Source organism: Photorhabdus africana (genome assembly GCF_035181445.1).
GTDB lineage: Bacteria > Pseudomonadota > Gammaproteobacteria > Enterobacterales > Enterobacteriaceae > Photorhabdus > Photorhabdus laumondii.
In genome coordinates, this window is record NZ_JAXBVE010000010.1 from 102,120 (window position 1) to 119,816 (window position 17,697).

A 17,697-nucleotide genomic window follows, 5' to 3' on the forward strand; every position below is an offset into this window, starting at 1 on the left:
CAAGGTTCAGTATTTAGTCGATAATATTAAGAAAATTAAAAGGTATATAGTATGAATATCAGTAATAAGGTTCCATTTAAATTTAGCCTTGAGGTAAAAGAAGCACTTGAATCAGGAAAGCCTGTTGTTGCTTTGGAATCTAATGTGATTACTCATGGTTTGGATTACCCTGATAATGTCACAACAGCTAAGAATGTTGAGCAGGCTGTTCGTGAAAGTGGGGCAATACCCGCAACGATAGGAATAGATAAGGGGGAATTTTTGATTGGGATGTCAGATGAGCAAATTGAGAAATTTGCGACAGCATCTCACGTTCCAAAGGTCACGAGTCGAGATATTCCGGTCGTGTTAGCGAGTGGCGGCATGGGGGCGACAACCGTGGCATCGTCAATACTTGCAGCAGAAATAGCGGGTATTAAATTCTTCTGTTCCGCGGGTATTGGTGGGGTACATCGAGGAGCAGAGACGAGTATGGATATATCCGCAGACTTGACTCAATTAACGCGTTCCCGTGTTGCTGTAGTCTGTGCTGGCGCAAAAAATATCCTCGATATTGGATTAACATTGGAGTTTTTGGAGACATGGAATGTGCCAGTCATCTCCTATCAGTCGGATGATTTTCCTGCATTCTATTGCCGTTCCAGCGGATTCAAAAGCCCACAGCGTCTTGATGAACTTGCCGTCATTGCCAAAGCTATTGAGATAAATTGGATGTTGCCGGGAGGAAAAGGGATATTAATTACGACGCCAACTAAGCCTGAGGATGCTCTGGATAATCAAAAGATTGATATCATTATACAGGAAGCGGTATTAGAGGCTAAGAAGAAAAATATTGTTGGCAACTCGTTGACAAAGTATTTAATGAGAATGGTGGATCGAGAAACCGGTGGAATTTCTGCGAAAGCCAATATGGCTGTATTAGTTAATACCGCAGAAGTTGCTGGAAAGTTAGCGGTAGCCGCTTGCTTGCAATCATCGACCTTTTTTGCTCGCATTAAGAGCCAATGAAAAGGGCCTCAGGCTCACTTTAAATGACAGTGAGAAGGTGCTGCGCGAGGAGGTGGTCCGCCGCAGCACTACCGGTGAGCATCTGACCGTGCAACTGGAAGAGGTTCGATCGGCGCTGAAAGATACGCAGGAAGAAACCTGGAGCCTACAGGCCGAATTGCTGCAACTAGCCCGTCAGGTTGTGTCGTTTTGCTATCAATTAATCAATAAAAACACTAACCGGTACACCAAAACGAACTGAGAGTTTACGCATAGCTTCAAGCGTTAACGAACGTTCACCTTTCAAAATACGACTAACAAGGGAACGCTTCCCTATTTCATCCTCAAAATCAGTCTGATTCAGGCCGTACTGATCCATCAATGTACGTAGAATTGCGACACCGCTTTGTGTGCTAGCAATACGTTCATTGAACTCTGTAAACTCTGGCGCATTACTTTCGTATGTGTCAATTTTAGCTGTAAGCATATCGACCAGCGGACTATCTGGATGGTGCTCGACCAGATATTCTACCAGCTTCATAGCCTCATCATAATCTTTGCGTGAAGTGCTGCCCCCTAAGAGAGGGACAATGCTTACCAAGCCATTTGCTGCCTGAATTGCTTCGTTGATCATTATTCTTTATTCCTCCGGTAATAATCTGTCAATTTGTCATAACAGATTGTGTTTCAGGATAAAACCAATTTCACCTTCAGCTTTCGGTGCAATTAATTGCTCAATGGGTACAGTGGCGTTGTTTTTGTAATGCATATCTGAGGTGAGAATGCCAAAATCGGGTTGATCGACGTCCAATATATCCATAACTGCTTGGCTAGTGATACCGATTTTTTTACCGACAATTCGCTCTCCAGTTGTTTCCAGCCGGTAAGCAATAACTTTTTGCTGGATGAGATAGGCGTCGTGTAACGTTAATTCTGGATATTCATCAGAGATAGGATCGATGGCTTGATGACTCTGCCATGATTAAAACAATTTTTCACTAAGATGGGGTGAGCGAGTGCAGCCAACAAAGAGGCAGCTTGAAAGATAACGGGTATAGCATCAATTGAAATAATGAGGGCAGAGAGTACCGATTTTCATCCGGGCTCATTGAAGCCGAATATATGTTTTCGACTTCGTTGCTAGAAAATTTATTTATCTACTTGAATCGAGTCGGTGTCCATATATCTATTTAGATACATCAATTGATACCTATTGGAAATTATTTTAATTAGTAATTATTTCAATAAAAAATTAGGCGATATTGGTACTTACTCATACTCCCATAAAGATATTAATTTTATTTTTCAAATAGTTGAATATTTATTACTTTGCGTGATTAATAATTTATTGAAATGATTGTTAATATAATTTATGGTTTCATCAATGAAATATTTATTTTCGCTGGCATTGATTGTTAAGAGGTTATAAGCACCGCAGTACTTATTCTGTTGCTACTAGTAAAGAACTGCTTGTTATAGAGATCAGAGATGCGTTTTATTTCAGAAACAGGAGAGGCAAGGTGAGTGAACAAAATCAAACTGTAACTTTACCCGATAAAAAAGATATAGGATTACTGACCGAAGAAGGACTCTGGGATAACTGGCTGGATATAGATGCGGTGAAAAAACTGGTTAACCACCCGTTACTCATCGCAATGAGTGAAGAACGAATCACTCTGTCCGGAATGCGTTATTTCTTGATTCAACATCATTATTATTCACGTAACTTTACTCGCTTTTTGTGTGCTCTGATCAGCCATATTGATAACTTCAATGATATTCATCATCTGATGGAAAATTTACGTGAAGAGGATGAAGATCATGCCATTACCATGATGCATATTCTTCACAATATTACAGAAAATAATGAACAGTTATCGAAGCGAGTAAGGGCGGTTGGTAAAAATACGAGCCACAACAACCCTCGCTTAAAATCTCATCTTATTGAATATATTGAAAAAGATGGCATAACACATTCTCTGGATTTATATACCAATGCAAAACGGGCATTCATTGAAAGCTTTAATCAGCAGATACTGAAACCACGGGGCTTGCAGTATCGTTTTCAGTTTACCGGGCCGACAGGAACCAATGCAGTTGAAGCTGCAATGAAAATCGCGCGCAAAGTTACAGGGCGCAGCGATATTGTTGCGTTTACCAATGCGTTTCACGGAATGTCTCTGGGCGCTCTTGCAGCCACCGCCAGAGAGAAAAAACGAAATGCTGCGGGTGTTTCCCTGAACAATATAGTTCGCCTTCCTTTCGAAAATTTCCTTAGTCAGAATGACACATCACTGGACGTTTTGGAGAAAATGCTAGTTTCTCCGGGTTCCGGTATTGACTTGCCTGCAGCAATTATTCTTGAAACTATTCATTATGCTTGAGCCTGGCGAAATCCTTTTTCTCAACAACTATACCACACTGCATTCCCGCACGGAGTTTCAGGATGATGCACTCAACCAGCGCCATTTATTAAGGCTCTGGATCGAATTATCCGATGGCAGACCTGTGGTACCTGCACTAACAGCTCGCGGTCGTGATTATGAGCAGTTATTTCTGGAAACGCGTTTGGTGAGTACGGCAACTTAATATAACCAACCGGGCCGATATATCGGCCCGGTCAATCAGGATCAATGCATGAATCGAGATATTCTGGACTCCGGGCACTCCATCAAAAGTTCCGATCAGGGTGATGTTGAAAGCCGAGGGAAAATTAGTCAATTACTTGATATATGGAATGTGGAACAAACCAATATTTCTGACAACCAGCCGCTGGATTTCTATGTCCATGACCAGCAAGGCGAAGTCGTTGGTGGCTTGGTGGGTCGTACCTCTCTGGGTGTGCTTTTCATTAGTTATTTCTTTCTTCCGGAAGAACTGCGTCGGCAGGGACTGGGAAGTACGTTGCTGAAACGGGCCGAAAAAAAAGCGACCCTACGTGGATGTCATACGGCGGTGCTGTTTACTATGGCGATTCAAGCACCTGACTTTTATCTGAAGCATGGTTATAGCATTTTTGGTGAGGTGCCCTCTTTCCCAGATGGGAATGCCCGTATTTTTATGCAGAAAAGGCTTTGAGCAACGGCCTGTGTTATCAGAAGGATAGAGATTTTATGTCGAGTATTACTATTGCTTCATTTGGGGATGTGCTCATCAATCGTGAAGATCCCGCTTCTGCTTTCAGCCACCTGACATCTTTAGTTGAGAATGTTGATATCGTTATCGGCAACTATGAAGGTGTACTGACCGATAAATCTGAGCCAATTCCCGGACGGCGAGGGATGACGATATCATCAGTAAAAAACGCCAAAGGCGTGGCATTGTTCGATGTGCTTTCCCTTGCGAATAATCATGCCATGGATTCTGGATTGCAGGGTCTGACTGACACCTTGAAAGCATTACATTCTGCAGGAGTGCAAACCACCGGGGCCGGTCTGACATTTCAGCAAGCTTGGGAACCTGCTTTAATTGAATGTAGAGGGATCAGGGTGGCTGTTTTCGGCGTAACGGGCATTTATTATGCTGGAACTGAAGCCGGTAGTTTTCAGGGAGGCGTTGCAGCGTTACGTTCAAGAGATTATTACAGTCCTCCTTTTTCCGGCGCTGTGGTTCCCGGAGCGTTACCCGATATTATGACTGTCATCAATGAAGATGATTGGGCGCATTTTTCATGCTTAGTTGGCAATATCCGTAGCCAAGCTGATTTTATTATTGCAGCGATGCACTGGGGCGATCATACTCGTAAAGACATTATTACAAGATACGAAAAGGAAATATCAAAACGATTATCACAATGTGGTGTGAACCTAGTGATAGGTCATCATCATCATTCCTTGCGAGGTGTTGAATGGCACAAAAACATGCTGACATGTTTTGGACTGGGAAACCTCATTTTCGATCAACCTCTCTCATGCTCAATAAATGAATGGTCGAAAACCGGTTTTCAGTTGCCTGATCATGCACGATATACCGCAGCCATTCTGACAAGATGTTCACCGAACGAAATTTTATCTGCTCATTTGCTCCCACTTTATATTGAAGCGGATACCCCTGTCCCGGTTCTCCATGGAAGCGATGAATGGCATGCTTTTTTACGCATTATGAGACGTTGTACTCGGCAGGACATGACGGTCAATCATCTTATTGATAACGGTACTCAATGGGGCGATTTCACCGTATTGGATATTATCAAACCCATTTCTGACGTTATGTGAGGTAAAGTATGGCAATACTATGCCTCGGAAGAAGCATCAAGATTAACTTTGCAGAATGGTTGGAGGAATGCCGTGATGACCTGTGGCTTATCAGTTCTGCACCACAATTTCCTCTTCAGCACCGTTACCGGTACGTCCGGCAGATCGACAGCCTTGATGACGGTGAAGGTGTTTTATCTATCGCCACAGAATTAGGACGTCACACCTCATTCAGCCAGATTCTGCCTCATTCGGAATTTGACCTTATCCGAGCTGCACAACTTCGGGAATATTATGGCCTCCCAGGCCAGAACGTTGAAAGTGCCTTGGCGTATCGAGATAAGGTTTTAATGAAAGATTATCTTCAACGTGCAGGCATTGAAGTGGCTCCGTTTAGACGACTTGGCAGTTGGCTGGATGTTCTAACTTTCAGTGAAGAGCATAATTTCCCAGTTGTGATAAAACCGGTGGATGGATGCAGCTCGAAATACGTTAAGGTATGTAGGAGTCTCAGAGAAGTATCCGATTTTTTCCGCGACAGAACCGTTGATGGCTGGATGGTAGAAAAGTTTATCTCTGGAAATATGTATCATGTTAACGGTGTAATTAATGAAGCAGGAGATTCATTTTTTGCTCCCTGCGCTTATATCAATAATGCTCTTGATTACCAGCATGCAGGTATATTTGGTAGCCGTACTATTGATCCTGCTACCCCCTTGGCAGAGCGACTGAACAGTATTACCTATCGAACTATATCAGCGTTGCCTGCTGCGCCTACCCTTGGGTTTCATGCCGAAATATTCCACACCGCCGATGACCGATTAATTTTATGCGAGATTGCGGCCCGTACTGCGGGTTCACTTACGGGGGAGTTAATAGAACACACTTGGGGGATAAATATACATAAAGCTTGGATACAGAGTTGTGCAGGTATCAATGATGTACTGACAGTCCGGACTGAACCAAGAGAATTCGCAGCATCAATTCGCGTTCCTGTTCGTCCGGCATATCTGATTTCTTTGCCAGATTCAGTTCCTTATGATTGGATATCCACACTCTGCTTATCAGGGAGAGTCGGGCAAATTTATCAACAGGCAACAACTTATACCGATGACGTTGTTAGCGCCATAATTACCGGCAATAGTGATGTACAACTTACTGAACGAATTGAACATTTTGCCGACTGGATCGATGATTTAGTCAGGTGGCAAAACTGATGAAATTCCTTTTAACCCTGTGTTTTGAGAGAAGACTATAATGAAAATCCTTATAGCAGGTTCAGGTGCCGGCGCACAGGCGCTGGCATGGAAATTATTACAGGACCCAGCAGTAGAAAAAGTATGGTTAGCCCCAGGTAATCCGGCTACGTCATGCGCACCCGGAATGGAAAATATTCCAGTGTCTTCAGGAGATGTTGAGGGGCTGGCTAGGGCTGCTCTGGAACTAAAAGCAGACTTTACGCTTATCACACCGACCCAAACTTTGGCAGCTGGGGTAGCCGACTACTTTAAATCTCGTGGGTTACCCATCATTGCCCCGACTCGTGAAGCCTCCCGACTTGAATGGTCGAAAGGCTTTTCCAAAAAATTCATGAAAAAATATCAAATACCTACACCTTACAGCGCAATTTGTGAATCACAGGAACAGGCCCAAAAATTTGCCGACACATTACCTTTACCTGTGGTTATCAAAGCAGACGGTATGGTTCATGGGGGAACGGGTGTAGTGATAGCCCAGGATCGCCAGCATGTTAAAAACACGCTGGAAGAGTTTTTCACAAGAAATGTCGGACCAATGCTGGTTGAAGAATTCATTGAAGGTGAAGAAGTCTCTTACACCATCCTCTTTGACGGAAAAAACTATCTACCACTGGCTGAAAGCCGAGATTATAAAAAGCTGCTTGATGGGGATAAAGGCCCTAACACTGGTGGTATGGGAGCTTATTCCCCAGTACTGTCCTCCGCACAGCATGAGGCTATCATTACCCAAATTGTAGAACCTTGTCTGGCAGCTCTTAATTCTGAAGGAATCGAATATATAGGATTCCTCTATTTTGGTGTCATGATTGACAAAAAAGGAATGCCGAGCCTTCTTGAAATCAACTGTCGGCTGGGTAATCCAGAGGTCTTCACGATTCTTGAACGACTTGAGAGTCCCCTTCATGAATTATTCATATTGACCCTACAAAAAGGGTATTTCCGCCGCCATACTCGTACCAGGTTCACTTGCTTTGATCACTCATACCTACACAGATAAAACAGAACGAACCCGTGCCATTGCCAGTTGGGCGAGCTGGGGAGGTATCGCTCTGGTGGCGGGGCCTGTCATAGGAGGGTGGCTGACCGAATATCTGTCGTGGAGATCGATTTTCCTAGTAAATGTGCCGCTCTGCTTAGCAGGGATCTTTTTGACACTTAGGGTGCAGTCTCCAGAGCATGAACATAAAAGTTTAACTATGGATATAAAAGGCCAGCTACTTCTTTTCCTGACAATATTTCTATTTATTGCTGGTGTCATCCGGCTGAATGACTCTCCTCAAATCAATTTGAACTCAGTTATCTTGTTGTGCTTGTCTTTAATCATCATGACTGCATTCATAGTGGTAGAAAGAAGAAGTAAAGCTCCTATGCTTCCACTGGAGCTGTTCAGGTGGCCAAATTTTAGCGCTATTTCATGGATTTTCTTTTCTGGCGCTTTTTCCTTTTTTGGTGCCATGTTTATTCTGACCTTTTGGTTTCAGGATATTCAGCACCTGAGTGCAACGCAAACGGGTATGGCCCTGTTACCGCTCTCAATCAGTGTCATATTGGGAAATAAGGTCTCTGGATGGCTTGCACGCCGTTACCAGACGAGCCACATGATGATTGTTGGGGCCATGATAAGATTGGTCGGTTTCAGTGGATTACTGGTTACACAGTTCAACAATGACTATGCTTATCTTTTTGTTCCACTTGTGTTGATTGGTTTTGGTGGAGGGCTGGGATCACCAATGTCAACATCTTTATTTATGCAAAGTACTCCGAAACAGTACACTGGCGTTGCCTCAGGAGTTTCCCGTGCAACTGGTCAGATAGGTTCCGCTTTTGCCGTGGCAGTTTTTGGGCAAATGGTAAACAGTGAAAAACTCTTTGTTTTAAACATGAAGTATGCGGTTATTACTATTATCATAGCCACACTGTCCATCTTGATTATCAATTTTCTTTTTGTAAAAAATGATATTGATGAATATCACAATTCTATAACACTAAAGGCAGATAAATGATGGATGAAATTATCAGTCTTTCAATTAATGAATTAGGAGAAAGAATACGGAGCGGAGTGATATCACCTGTTGAGATTTTAGGTGAGTACATGAAGCGTATTTTATGTTACGACCATAAGCTGAACGCCTTTTCAGAGATCTATGAAGCTGATGCGCGGGCCGCAGCAAAACATGCCGAACAGGAAATACGATCAGGAAATTGGCGTGGTCCTCTCCATGGTATTCCTTTTGCTGTTAAGGATTTTTTTGATCTGAAAGGTAAGGTCACAGGAGGAGGCACGAACTGTTTTAGTCAAAAAGCATATGTTACGGCACCAGTGGTAGCCACCCTCTTGAAACAGGTTTAGATAAGGAAACAGGTTTGCATTATGCGTCATTGCTGGAGGTTTTTTCTCAAATGGGTATGGTAACTCAAAAGAAACCTTTCCCATATCCTTTATCGCAGTGCATGAAGGCTAATTCTATCATCACTGCGTTTGAGGCTTGGCAGAATTATGGATATTTGTGTAATTCACAGAACTCCCTCAGCGATACAATTAAAGTAAGATTAGAACGTGGCAAAGAGATAAAAGAGAAAGAGTATTCGGAAGCATTGATATTCTGTCGTCACGTACGGAAGATATTTTCGAATTGGTTTCAGAATGTGGATGCTTTAGTAATTCCTACGACCCCAGAACCTTCTTGGCCTATAGCTGAAAAAGATGAACATCAACCCCCAAATGACTTCACCCGTTTCGTAAACTTTGCTGACTTATGCGCGGTCTCCATCCCAACAGGATTAAACAGTCAGGGGTTACCATTTTCATTACAGATCGTATGTAACCGAAAAAAAGAAAAAAACGCCCTTGCTCTTGCGGAATTGATTGAGTGCCGTATCGGTTTCAGCAATACAGAACTTAAAATACGACTCAAGACATGATGAATGTTGTCGCTGAAAACGACGAATGTGTATTACCACGAAACTTATGAAATTATTGTTTTTAATTTGGTAAAAATAATATTAACGAAAGGAATACATTCTATTAGGTTTGAAATGATAACAAGCTATTTACGCCCCTGCCACTAAGTTGCCAGTAACTTTGGTGGGGGCTTTTTATGACTCCTATTTAGAAACTAAGGCTAATTTTTCAGGCAAAACTGATCTTGGCAGATCCCACGCCGAGTAAGTTAATTTTCAACTGATCACCTGGATTAACTGGCACCATGGTGGTGAGGGAGCCAGAGAGAATGATTTCTCCACGGAGTAACGCCATATTCAGTGTTCCTAGCATATTCGCTAGCCAGGCAACTGCGTTGGCTGGATGCCCTAGTGCAGCGGCGCCAATGCCAGTGTCAACCAGTTTACCGTTCTTCTCCAACGTTATTGTCACGGCAGCTAAATCAATTTCTGAGGGCAGACGGGTGCCATTGCCAATGACAAATAACCCTGATGAAGCATTATCAGCAACAGTATCTGTGATTTTTATTTTCCAATCACGGATACGGGAATCGACAATTTCGATACAGGGCACGACATAATCTGTTGCTCTGAGTACATCTCCTGCCGTAATACCTGGCCCACACAGGTTGTGTTTCAGGATAAAACCAATTTCGCCTTCAGCTTTCGGTGCAATTAATTGCTCAATGGGTACAGTGGTATTGTTTTTGTAATGCATATCTGAGGTGAGAATGCCAAAATCGGGTTGATCGACGTCCAATATATCCATAACTGCTTGGCTAGTGATACCGATTTTTTTACCGACAATTCGCTCTCCAGTTGTTTCCAACCGGTGAGCAATAACTTTTTGCTGGATGAGATAGGCGTCGTGTAACGTTAATTCTGGATATTCATCAGAGATAGGATCAATGGCTTGATGATTCTGCCATGATTGAAACAATTTTTCACTAAGATGGGTTATGACGTTATGCATCTGTTGTTTCTCCTGCTCAAACCACAGAAGTGACATTCCAGCTGGAATATCACTCGTCTGAAAGGGACATTATCTGTTGCCGTTGAGTAAAAAATCGATATGGAGCCGGTTGAATGTGTCCGGATCTTCATATTGAGGCCAGTGACCGCATTTTTCCATCACGACAAAACGGCTATTTTCGATAAGCCCGGCAAGACGCTGACCTACTGAAACCGCAGCAGTCGGATCGTGTGTAGTCCATAGCACTAGGGTTTCAGCCTGGATCTTTGCCAGTTCATCTTCGGTCAAAAGGTTACGTAAGCGGGTATCCATATCTTGCAGGCACATAATGCTTTCCATTGCGGACAACATACCCGGCTGACGATAAATGGCAAAACGGGCTTCAACCAAGTCTTCTGTCACCATTGCAGGATCTTCCATCAGGAATTCAAGACGCTTGCGGGTAGCTTCCCGATCTGGGTTTTTCACTGCATTTAAGCTCAGTGTGCGCAGGCGTTCCATCACATTTGGATCAGCAATCATGCCACCAGCGGTGTTCAACACCAGACGGTGAATATATTGCGGATATTTTGCCGCAAACCGGGCTGCAACCCATCCGCCTAATGACTCGCCAGAAAGGTGAATTTTCTTCAGATTTAATGTCTCAATAAGATCCCGTAGGTGTTCCACATAATCGATAATCTCATAGGAACGGACAGGTTTATCCGTGAAGCCATGCCCCAGCATATCAATTGCCAGTACACGAAAATGGGCAGCATGGGGCAGTATGTTGCGCATATAAGCTTCTAAATGACCTGCAATACCATGTAAGAAAATCAGAGTAGGTCCGTTACCCGCTTCAAGAACACGCGTTTTTATCCCTTTTACATCGAGATGATGTAGATGGATTTCACCGCTGGCAATAGCAGACCAAAGCGAACGTAATTCGGGCTGTATAGGTTTATGTTGAAGATTTGCTGATATTGACATCATGATACCTTCCTTATTTATTTTACATTAATACGTTATTAATATAACGACAGCAAGTAATATTCACTAATACTTAATATGTCTAGTCTGAAAGGCAAAAACGATGATGCTTATTTTTATTCTTGCAGATATTTATTTTCAACAACATCTATTAAGTGCAATAATAATTCTGATGTGTTGTCTTTTCTCCATGCCATTATTAACTCTATTGTGGGGGAATATCCTGATAATGGTCGGCAAATAACGGCATCTGTCATGATGCTGGTAATATAGAATGGTACTATTGCGCATCCTAAATTTAGGCTAACCATGTTTAAAATTAATAGCATATTATTAGCTGTTTGAATAATATTAGGTACGACATTATGTTCAGTAAAATAATTTTCTATAATCTGTTGTAATACGCCAGATTGTGTTGGATCAGGAGTAATAAAATTTTCTCCGTGTAGGTCGTCGACTGAAATTTTCTCACAATACCTTAGCCTGTGATTAGCGGGCATCAAAACCACCAGTGGTTCATTAAGAATGACTTTAAAATCAATATAATCACTCGTTATTGGCGGACGCATGAAAGCGACATCAATATCACCTTGTAATAATTTCTCTTCTTGTCCTGGATTAAATAAACTAATAAGTTCTACTTTTGCTCCAGGATGAGCCAAGCGAAATATTGGGATGACTTCAGGTAATACTTTAACTTCTGCTGATGGGACAAATCCGATAGTTAGCACAATTTGTTCTTGTGCCGCTCTGCGGGCCATTTTTTTTGCTTTCTCTGCATTGTCAAGAATAAGCCGGGCTTGTTGAAGAAAAACTTCTCCGGCTTTGGTTAGAGAGACTCTGCGTTTATTTCTCTCTAATAGTGTAGAACCAATATAATCTTCTAAATCTTTTATTTGTTGACTTAACGAAGGTTGTGCAGTGTGTAGTTTTTTTGCGGCCTTGGTAAAGTTTAATTCTTCTGCCACCGCAATAAAATAGCGTAAGTGTCTTAATTCCATTACTGTTTCCTCACATATCGAAAAAAAGTCTTAATTTAAACAAACAATGTATTTCACAAAATATTAATCTATTAATAGCATTCATTTTGCATGTTGGCAAAAAGTCAACTTTTCTTTTACTTGAGGACTGAATAATATGACATTGAGCAAAGATTCAGATATTTACCGCCTGATTGATGCCCGAGCCGGTCGCGTAACTCCTCAGATTTATATCGATCCCGAGCTCTATCAGTTAGAACTCGAAAGAATATTTGGCCGTTGTTGGCTGTTTCTAGCTCATCAGAGCCAAATCCCCAATCCGGGTGATTTTTTCAATACTTATATGGGAGAGGACAGTGTTGTTGTTGTCCGCCAAAAAAATGGTTCCGTTAAAGCTTTCCTAAATCAATGTCGCCATCGTTCCATGCGGGTTTGTTACGCGGATAGCGGTAATACCCGTGCATTTACTTGCCCTTATCATGGTTGGTCATATGGTGTGGATGGGCAATTAATCGACGTCCCGTTGGAAGCGTGCGCCTATCCACATGGGCTTTGCAAAGAGCAATGGGGACTTCAGGAAGTGCCGTGTGTGGAAAGTTATAAAGGATTGATTTTTGGTAACTGGGATACGACAGCCCCCTCCCTGATTGATTATCTCGGTGATATGGCTTGGTATCTTGATGGTGTGCTTGATCGCCGTGAAGGAGGAACTGAGGTTATTGGTGGTGTGCAAAAGTGGGTGATCAATTGTAACTGGAAATTACCCGCTGAACAGTTTGCCGGTGATCAATACCATGCTTTATTCAGCCATGCCTCCGCCGTACAGGTTTTAAGTGTAAAAGAGGGCGACAGTAACAAAGCATTAGGTTCTGGTCAGACTTCTCGGCCAGTTTGGGAAACGGCAAAAGATTCCGTGCAATTTGCTCAAAATGGTCACGGTTGTGGATTTTTCTTGACCGAAAAACCCGATGCCAACGTTTGGGTTGATGGTGCCGTTGCCCGTTACTACCGTGAAACCTATGCCGAGGCAGAGCAGCGGCTGGGAAAAGTCAGGGCACTGCGTCTTGCCGGTCACAACAATATTTTCCCGACACTTTCCTGGCTTAACGGTACCGCAACCATGCGGGTGTGGCATCCACGTGGACCTGATCAGGTGGAAGTTTGGGCGTTCTGCATCGCAGATAAAGCGGCTTCTCCAGAAGTAAAAGCCGCTTTTGAGAACAGTGCCACCCGTGCATTTGGTCCGGCAGGTTTTCTCGAACAGGATGATTCAGAAAATTGGGTGGAAATTCAGAAGGTACTTAGAGGTTACAAAGCCCGTAACAGCACCTTGTGTATGGAAATGAGATTGGGACAAGAAAGAGTGCGGGATGATGGAATTCCGGGTGTGACCAATTATGTTTTTTCCGAAACCGTTGCCCGTGGCATGTATCAGCGTTGGGCTGACTTACTCACCAGTGAAACCTGGGATGAGATAGAGGAAAAAAGCCGGGTTTATCAGCAGGAGTTGGTCAAATGAAAGAGTTAATTATCAATCAGGAAAAAAGGGTATCGCTGGAACTGCACTATGAAATAAGCCAGTTCTTGTATTACGAAATTACATTACTGGATGAGTGGAGATTTCGTGATTGGCTTGAGTTGTTAGCAGAAGATCTCAGCTATACCATGCGCACCGTTGTAAATGCCCAAACCCGCGATCGCCGTAAGAGTATCCAGCCGCCAACCACTTGGTTGTTCAATGACAATAAATTTCAGCTTGAACGCCGGATAGCTCGGTTGGAGACCGGTATGGCATGGGCAGAGGAACCCCCATCCCGTACACGTCATCTACTGACAAACTTAGTGATTACTGAAACGGATTTGCCTGACCAATTTCATGTTCAGTCCAATTATTTGCTGTACCGTTCACAAAAAGAGCGAGATGAAGCTTTTTATGTTGGTAAGCGGCTGGATTGTGTTCGCCGTCATCCGAAAACGGATAGCTGGCTGATTTGCAAACGTGAAATCACTTTGGATCAGGCAGTCTTAACTTTCCATAACTTGAGTGTCTTATTCTGATGAGTCAATTATTCGTATGTACTGTTGAAGAATTGCCCGACGGAGGAGCGCGTAAGGTTGAATACACACCGGATATTGCGCTATTTCACTATGATGGCGAATTCTTTGCTGTTGATGACCGGTGCAGTCATGGTAATGCCTCTATATCCGAAGGGTATTTGGAAGACAATGCGACAGTTGAGTGTCCACTGCATACGGCCAGTTTTTGTCTTAGAACCGGGAAGGCACTCTGCCTTCCTGCTACAGATCCATTGAAGACCTATCCTGTTATTGTTAAAGACGGAAACATTTATATCACTGTATCGGAGGAGCAATAATGAGTTGGATCAAAGATCAAGTCATTTTATTAACAGGCGGTGGCTCCGGTTTAGGTTTGGCTTTAATAGAGCGTTTTATTGATGAAGGCGCCAAAGTGGGCGTTTTGGAGTTATCGGCAGAAAAAACAACAGCTTTGGCACACTGTTTTGGCAACGATCTCTGTGTTATTCAGGGTGATGTTGCCTCTTTTGAGGACAATGAACGAGCAGTGGCTGAAACTGTTCGGCGTTTTGGCAAACTAGACTGCTTTGTTGGTAATGCCGGGATATGGGATCACAAAATTAGCATGCTTGACGCCTCACCAGAGCAGATTGATAAAGGATTTGATGAGCTGATGGGTGTTAACCTGAAAGGGTATATTCTAGGGGCTAAAGCCGCGTTACCGGCGCTAACCGCATCAGAAGGCAGCATGATTTTTACGTTGTCAAACTCGTCATGGTTTTCTGGTGGTGGAGGAGTGTTGTATACCGCCAGCAAGCACGGTGCGGTCGGCATGATCCGCCAGTTAGCTTATGAATTAGCGCCAGTTATCAGGGTTAATGGTGTTGCGCCTTGTGGTATGCCAAGTGATCTTCGTGGGGCTGCTTCACTATCTCAGCAAGATAGATGTATTACAGATAACCTGTCATTAGAAAGTTTCAGTGCAATTTTGCCTTTGCAATTCATACCTCAGCCAAAAGATTTCACCGGTCCGTATGTTATGTTGGCTTCCCGTGCCAATAACCGCACGTTAACTGGGGTGATGATAACGGCTGATGCTGGATTAAGTATTCGTGGCATTCGCCAAACGACAGCGGGAGTGATGTCTCCGAACCAAAAGGAGAGTTCAGATGACCGTTAAATTAATTTGTACTTCACACACACCTTTGATGGGCTTTGGTTCTCCGCCTGAAGCGACAGAAAAGCATGTTCGGCAGGTTTTTCAGCAATTGGCCGAACAGATAAAGGCCTACGATCCACAATTGATAGTGATTTTCGCTCCTGACCATTTTAATGGTTTTTTTTATGATCTCATGCCGGCATTTTGCGTTGGAGTAAGAGCGAATGCAGTGGGGGATTGGGATATTGGTAAAGGTCCACTCAATGTTCCTGAAAACACCGCGAAGGATTTAATTTCTGCTTTATATGATTCAGGGATTGATGTGGCTCACTCCTGGCGTATGCAGGTCGATCACGGCTTTACTCAACCATTGATGCTGCTTTGTCAGGATTTACAGCGTTATCCAACTATCCCCATATTTATTAACTGTGCAGCTAAACCATTGCCGACATGTCGTCGTGCTGTTGCGTTAGGTCGTGCAGTGGGTCAATTCCTATTCACCACAGATCAGCGGGTATTGCTGTTAGGTTCTGGCGGTTTATCACATGATCCGCCGATACCGCAAATGGGGCAGGTTCCGCCGGAAGTTGAAGAAGGGTTGATTGCCGGGAGAAATCCGACAAAAGAAGCGCGTCAAAAACGGCAAACTCGGGTCATTGAGGTTGGAAAATCGTTGGCTCGTGGCGAAAATATCGTTGCTCCGTTGAATCCACAGTGGGATGACGAGTTATTGCGTATTTTTTGTAGTGGCGATATTCGGCGTCTTGCTTCATTAACCGAAGGAGGAATCGCCATTCAGGGCGGGAAAGGTGGACAGGAAATTCGCTGTTGGATTGCGGCTTTTGCGGCGCTTTCTGTTTATGGCGAATATAAAGCGCAGCGGCATTATTACCAACCTATTAAGGAGTGGCTGGCAGGAATGGCAATGATCAGTGCTCAACCTGTCACTCAGATAGGAGCATAATATGCGTAATCAGACTTTTATTATCGTTGGAGCAGGGCAAGCGGGAGCTATGGCCGCCGCAACCTTAAGGCAGCAGCAGTTTGATGGCGATATTATTTTAATTGGTAAGGAATATCATGCGCCTTACGAGCGACCAATTTTATCAAAAGAGTATTTAATCAACCCAGAGGAAGCGCCGAAGTATCTGTTCTCCGAAGATTTTTATCTGAAAAACCAGATAGATCTGCGCATAGGCCAGTCGGTCAGCCAGATTATGCCATCGAAACATTGTGTTGTTTTAGAAAATGGCGGCAAGCTCAGGTATGACAAACTCCTGCTCACGATGGGGGCAAGAGCCAGACGATTTCCACTGCTCGATCAGCTGGGTGAAAATATTTATACCTTGAGGACGCTGGATGATGCGCAACGTTTACGCCAGGCGGTGAAAAAAGACAAACGGATTTTGATTGTTGGTGGTGGTGTAATTGGCTTGGAACTGGCGGCAACCTCTTGTGAATTGGGGGCAAATGTGACGGTTATCGAACAGGCGGATAACATCATGGGGCGTTGTGCTCCTCCATTATTGCAGGATTATCTTTTGAATCGTCATCAGGAAAAAGGGGTACAATTCTTCCTTGATACCCGCATTGTTTCCGCCCAAAAACAAGGGAGTGAATTAGTGCTTATATTGAACACCGGTGAAAAGGTGATCGGAGATATTATTATTTATGGTATCGGCGCTGAATTCAGGGATCAGCTTGCTGCTGATGCCGGTTTGGTGACGAATGGCGGTATCGTCATTGACAGCCGTTGCCAGACTTCTGAACCGGATATTTTTGCTGCCGGGGATGTTTGCCTTCAGAGAGAACCGCTGACAGGTGATCTACAGCGCCGTGAAACTTGGGAAAATGCTAACCGTCAGGCGACTATCGCCGCACATGCCATGATGGGGTTGGCACCCCCGCAGCCGGGCGCTCCGTGGTTTTGGACCGATCAGTGGGGCATTAACATCCAGATGGTTGGCAACATGCAGGCAGAAGAGTGGCATGTTCAGGGTGATTTGCAATCAGATAAGGCCATTTTATTTGGTACAGAAAATGAAGTTTTAGTCGGTGCTGTGGCGATTAATCAGGGAAGGGAAATGCGTAATTTACGGAAATTACTTGCTAATCCTATGGTTGTTCCGGCGTAGTTTTATTGACAATGAGTGATTTTATTATTGCCTCTGAGAAAGATTACGGTTAAAAACCGTAATCT

General features: G+C 43.6%; 22 protein-coding genes. 17 read left to right on the forward strand and 5 right to left on the reverse strand.

The window, feature by feature from the left end; genetic code table 11:
- Window positions 1–51 precede the first annotated feature (51 nt).
- On the forward strand, window positions 52–1,008 hold the full coding sequence (locus SLS51_RS08255) for a pseudouridine-5'-phosphate glycosidase (RefSeq protein ID WP_323837241.1): 957 nt from the start codon (window positions 52–54) through the stop codon (window positions 1,006–1,008).
- Window positions 1,009–1,060: 52 nt separating this feature from the next.
- Window positions 1,061–1,249 (forward strand): hypothetical protein, encoded by a 189-nt coding sequence (locus SLS51_RS08260; RefSeq protein WP_323837243.1) that lies wholly within the window; start codon window positions 1,061–1,063, stop codon window positions 1,247–1,249.
- On the opposite strand, the gene SLS51_RS08265 is transcribed toward SLS51_RS08260, so the two are convergent.
- Complete coding sequence (locus SLS51_RS08265) at window positions 1,208–1,621, reverse strand: helix-turn-helix domain-containing protein (RefSeq protein WP_323837245.1); 414 nt, start codon at window positions 1,619–1,621, stop codon at window positions 1,208–1,210. The genes SLS51_RS08260 and SLS51_RS08265 overlap by 42 nt on opposite strands.
- Window positions 1,622–1,657: 36 nt before the next feature.
- Window positions 1,658–1,807, reverse strand: a complete 150-nt coding sequence (locus SLS51_RS08270; RefSeq protein ID WP_323837247.1) for a hypothetical protein — start codon at window positions 1,805–1,807, stop codon at window positions 1,658–1,660.
- 700 nt (window positions 1,808–2,507) lie between these two features.
- On the opposite strand from SLS51_RS08270, the gene SLS51_RS08275 reads away from it, so the two are divergent.
- Genes SLS51_RS08275 through SLS51_RS08315 form a run of 9 tightly spaced genes read left to right on the forward strand, consistent with a single transcriptional unit; the run spans window position 2,508 to window position 9,361 of the window.
- Window positions 2,508–3,371, forward strand: a complete 864-nt coding sequence (locus tag SLS51_RS08275; protein ID WP_323837250.1) for an aminotransferase class III-fold pyridoxal phosphate-dependent enzyme — start codon at window positions 2,508–2,510, stop codon at window positions 3,369–3,371.
- Entirely contained in the window at window positions 3,349–3,576 is a 228-nt protein-coding gene (locus SLS51_RS08280) for a TauD/TfdA family dioxygenase (protein WP_323837251.1), read from the forward strand. The genes SLS51_RS08275 and SLS51_RS08280 overlap by 23 nt, the downstream gene beginning before the upstream one ends.
- 48 nt (window positions 3,577–3,624) lie before the next feature.
- The gene (locus SLS51_RS08285) at window positions 3,625–4,065 is read left to right on the forward strand and encodes a GNAT family N-acetyltransferase (protein ID WP_113024496.1); all 441 of its coding nucleotides are present in this window, start codon (window positions 3,625–3,627) and stop codon (window positions 4,063–4,065) included.
- A 35-nt stretch (window positions 4,066–4,100) separates the two neighbouring features.
- Complete coding sequence (locus SLS51_RS08290) at window positions 4,101–5,201, forward strand: CapA family protein (RefSeq protein WP_323837254.1); 1,101 nt, start codon at window positions 4,101–4,103, stop codon at window positions 5,199–5,201.
- 8 nt (window positions 5,202–5,209) lie between these two features.
- Window positions 5,210–6,397 (forward strand): ATP-grasp domain-containing protein, encoded by a 1,188-nt coding sequence (locus SLS51_RS08295; protein ID WP_323837256.1) that lies wholly within the window; start codon window positions 5,210–5,212, stop codon window positions 6,395–6,397.
- A gap of 40 nt (window positions 6,398–6,437) precedes the next feature.
- A complete protein-coding gene (purD, locus tag SLS51_RS08300; RefSeq protein WP_323837258.1) occupies window positions 6,438–7,436 on the forward strand; it encodes a phosphoribosylamine--glycine ligase in 999 nt (332 codons plus the stop codon).
- Window positions 7,411–8,442, forward strand: coding sequence for an MFS transporter (locus SLS51_RS08305; RefSeq protein WP_323837260.1), 1,032 nt, complete (start codon window positions 7,411–7,413; stop codon window positions 8,440–8,442). The genes purD and SLS51_RS08305 overlap by 26 nt, the downstream gene beginning before the upstream one ends.
- On the forward strand, window positions 8,439–8,789 hold the full coding sequence (locus tag SLS51_RS08310) for an amidase family protein (RefSeq protein WP_323837262.1): 351 nt from the start codon (window positions 8,439–8,441) through the stop codon (window positions 8,787–8,789). The genes SLS51_RS08305 and SLS51_RS08310 overlap by 4 nt, the downstream gene beginning before the upstream one ends.
- A 50-nt stretch (window positions 8,790–8,839) precedes the next feature.
- The gene (locus tag SLS51_RS08315; RefSeq protein WP_323837264.1) at window positions 8,840–9,361 is read left to right on the forward strand and encodes an amidase family protein; all 522 of its coding nucleotides are present in this window, start codon (window positions 8,840–8,842) and stop codon (window positions 9,359–9,361) included.
- Window positions 9,362–9,569: 208 nt separating this feature from the next.
- Here the strand turns inward: SLS51_RS08315 and SLS51_RS08320 are convergent, their stop codons facing one another.
- From SLS51_RS08320 to hcaR, 3 genes are all read right to left on the reverse strand, one after another.
- On the reverse strand, window positions 9,570–10,352 hold the full coding sequence (locus SLS51_RS08320; RefSeq protein ID WP_323837266.1) for a fumarylacetoacetate hydrolase family protein: 783 nt from the start codon (window positions 10,350–10,352) through the stop codon (window positions 9,570–9,572).
- Window positions 10,353–10,421: 69 nt separating this feature from the next.
- A complete protein-coding gene (locus tag SLS51_RS08325; protein ID WP_323837268.1) occupies window positions 10,422–11,324 on the reverse strand; it encodes an alpha/beta fold hydrolase in 903 nt (300 codons plus the stop codon).
- Between the two features lie 113 nt (window positions 11,325–11,437).
- Window positions 11,438–12,322: a DNA-binding transcriptional regulator HcaR gene (hcaR, locus tag SLS51_RS08330; RefSeq protein ID WP_323837270.1), complete on the reverse strand. Its 885-nt coding sequence runs from the start codon at window positions 12,320–12,322 to the stop codon at window positions 11,438–11,440.
- A 136-nt stretch (window positions 12,323–12,458) separates the two neighbouring features.
- Between hcaR and hcaE the strand changes: the two genes are divergently transcribed.
- Genes hcaE through hcaD form a run of 6 tightly spaced genes read left to right on the forward strand, consistent with a single transcriptional unit; the run spans window position 12,459 to window position 17,632 of the window.
- Window positions 12,459–13,820 (forward strand): 3-phenylpropionate/cinnamic acid dioxygenase subunit alpha, encoded by a 1,362-nt coding sequence (gene hcaE, locus SLS51_RS08335; RefSeq protein ID WP_323837272.1) that lies wholly within the window; start codon window positions 12,459–12,461, stop codon window positions 13,818–13,820.
- On the forward strand, window positions 13,817–14,359 hold the full coding sequence (gene hcaF / locus SLS51_RS08340) for a 3-phenylpropionate/cinnamic acid dioxygenase subunit beta (protein WP_323837274.1): 543 nt from the start codon (window positions 13,817–13,819) through the stop codon (window positions 14,357–14,359). Before hcaE ends, hcaF begins: the two co-directional genes overlap by 4 nt.
- The gene (hcaC, locus tag SLS51_RS08345) at window positions 14,359–14,676 is read left to right on the forward strand and encodes a 3-phenylpropionate/cinnamic acid dioxygenase ferredoxin subunit (RefSeq protein ID WP_323837276.1); all 318 of its coding nucleotides are present in this window, start codon (window positions 14,359–14,361) and stop codon (window positions 14,674–14,676) included. Before hcaF ends, hcaC begins: the two co-directional genes overlap by 1 nt.
- Complete coding sequence (hcaB, locus tag SLS51_RS08350) at window positions 14,676–15,518, forward strand: 3-phenylpropionate-dihydrodiol/cinnamic acid-dihydrodiol dehydrogenase (RefSeq protein WP_323837278.1); 843 nt, start codon at window positions 14,676–14,678, stop codon at window positions 15,516–15,518. The genes hcaC and hcaB overlap by 1 nt, the downstream gene beginning before the upstream one ends.
- On the forward strand, window positions 15,508–16,461 hold the full coding sequence (locus tag SLS51_RS08355; protein ID WP_323837279.1) for a 3-carboxyethylcatechol 2,3-dioxygenase: 954 nt from the start codon (window positions 15,508–15,510) through the stop codon (window positions 16,459–16,461). Before hcaB ends, SLS51_RS08355 begins: the two co-directional genes overlap by 11 nt.
- A 1-nt stretch (window position 16,462) precedes the next feature.
- On the forward strand, window positions 16,463–17,632 hold the full coding sequence (hcaD, locus tag SLS51_RS08360) for a phenylpropionate dioxygenase ferredoxin reductase subunit (RefSeq protein ID WP_323837281.1): 1,170 nt from the start codon (window positions 16,463–16,465) through the stop codon (window positions 17,630–17,632).
- Window positions 17,633–17,697 lie beyond the last annotated feature (65 nt).

Excerpts from the sequence above, each read along its gene's own strand:
- SLS51_RS08255 (WP_323837241.1), top strand. The coding sequence starts at position 52 with ATGAATATCAGTAATAAGGTTCCATTTAAATTTAGCCTTGAGGTAAAA.
- SLS51_RS08265 (WP_323837245.1), bottom strand. The coding sequence starts at position 1,621 with ATGATCAACGAAGCAATTCAGGCAGCAAATGGCTTGGTAAGCATTGTC.
- SLS51_RS08270 (WP_323837247.1), bottom strand. The coding sequence starts at position 1,807 with ATGGATATATTGGACGTCGATCAACCCGATTTTGGCATTCTCACCTCA.
- SLS51_RS08285 (WP_113024496.1), top strand. The coding sequence starts at position 3,625 with ATGAATCGAGATATTCTGGACTCCGGGCACTCCATCAAAAGTTCCGAT.
- SLS51_RS08290 (WP_323837254.1), top strand. The coding sequence starts at position 4,101 with ATGTCGAGTATTACTATTGCTTCATTTGGGGATGTGCTCATCAATCGT.
- SLS51_RS08295 (WP_323837256.1), top strand. The coding sequence starts at position 5,210 with ATGGCAATACTATGCCTCGGAAGAAGCATCAAGATTAACTTTGCAGAA.
- purD (WP_323837258.1), top strand. The coding sequence starts at position 6,438 with ATGAAAATCCTTATAGCAGGTTCAGGTGCCGGCGCACAGGCGCTGGCA.
- SLS51_RS08310 (WP_323837262.1), top strand. The coding sequence starts at position 8,439 with ATGATGGATGAAATTATCAGTCTTTCAATTAATGAATTAGGAGAAAGA.
- SLS51_RS08315 (WP_323837264.1), top strand. The coding sequence starts at position 8,840 with ATGGGTATGGTAACTCAAAAGAAACCTTTCCCATATCCTTTATCGCAG.
- SLS51_RS08320 (WP_323837266.1), bottom strand. The coding sequence starts at position 10,352 with ATGCATAACGTCATAACCCATCTTAGTGAAAAATTGTTTCAATCATGG.
- SLS51_RS08325 (WP_323837268.1), bottom strand. The coding sequence starts at position 11,324 with ATGATGTCAATATCAGCAAATCTTCAACATAAACCTATACAGCCCGAA.
- hcaR (WP_323837270.1), bottom strand. The coding sequence starts at position 12,322 with ATGGAATTAAGACACTTACGCTATTTTATTGCGGTGGCAGAAGAATTA.
- hcaE (WP_323837272.1), top strand. The coding sequence starts at position 12,459 with ATGACATTGAGCAAAGATTCAGATATTTACCGCCTGATTGATGCCCGA.
- hcaF (WP_323837274.1), top strand. The coding sequence starts at position 13,817 with ATGAAAGAGTTAATTATCAATCAGGAAAAAAGGGTATCGCTGGAACTG.
- hcaC (WP_323837276.1), top strand. The coding sequence starts at position 14,359 with ATGAGTCAATTATTCGTATGTACTGTTGAAGAATTGCCCGACGGAGGA.
- hcaB (WP_323837278.1), top strand. The coding sequence starts at position 14,676 with ATGAGTTGGATCAAAGATCAAGTCATTTTATTAACAGGCGGTGGCTCC.
- SLS51_RS08355 (WP_323837279.1), top strand. The coding sequence starts at position 15,508 with ATGACCGTTAAATTAATTTGTACTTCACACACACCTTTGATGGGCTTT.
- hcaD (WP_323837281.1), top strand. The coding sequence starts at position 16,463 with ATGCGTAATCAGACTTTTATTATCGTTGGAGCAGGGCAAGCGGGAGCT.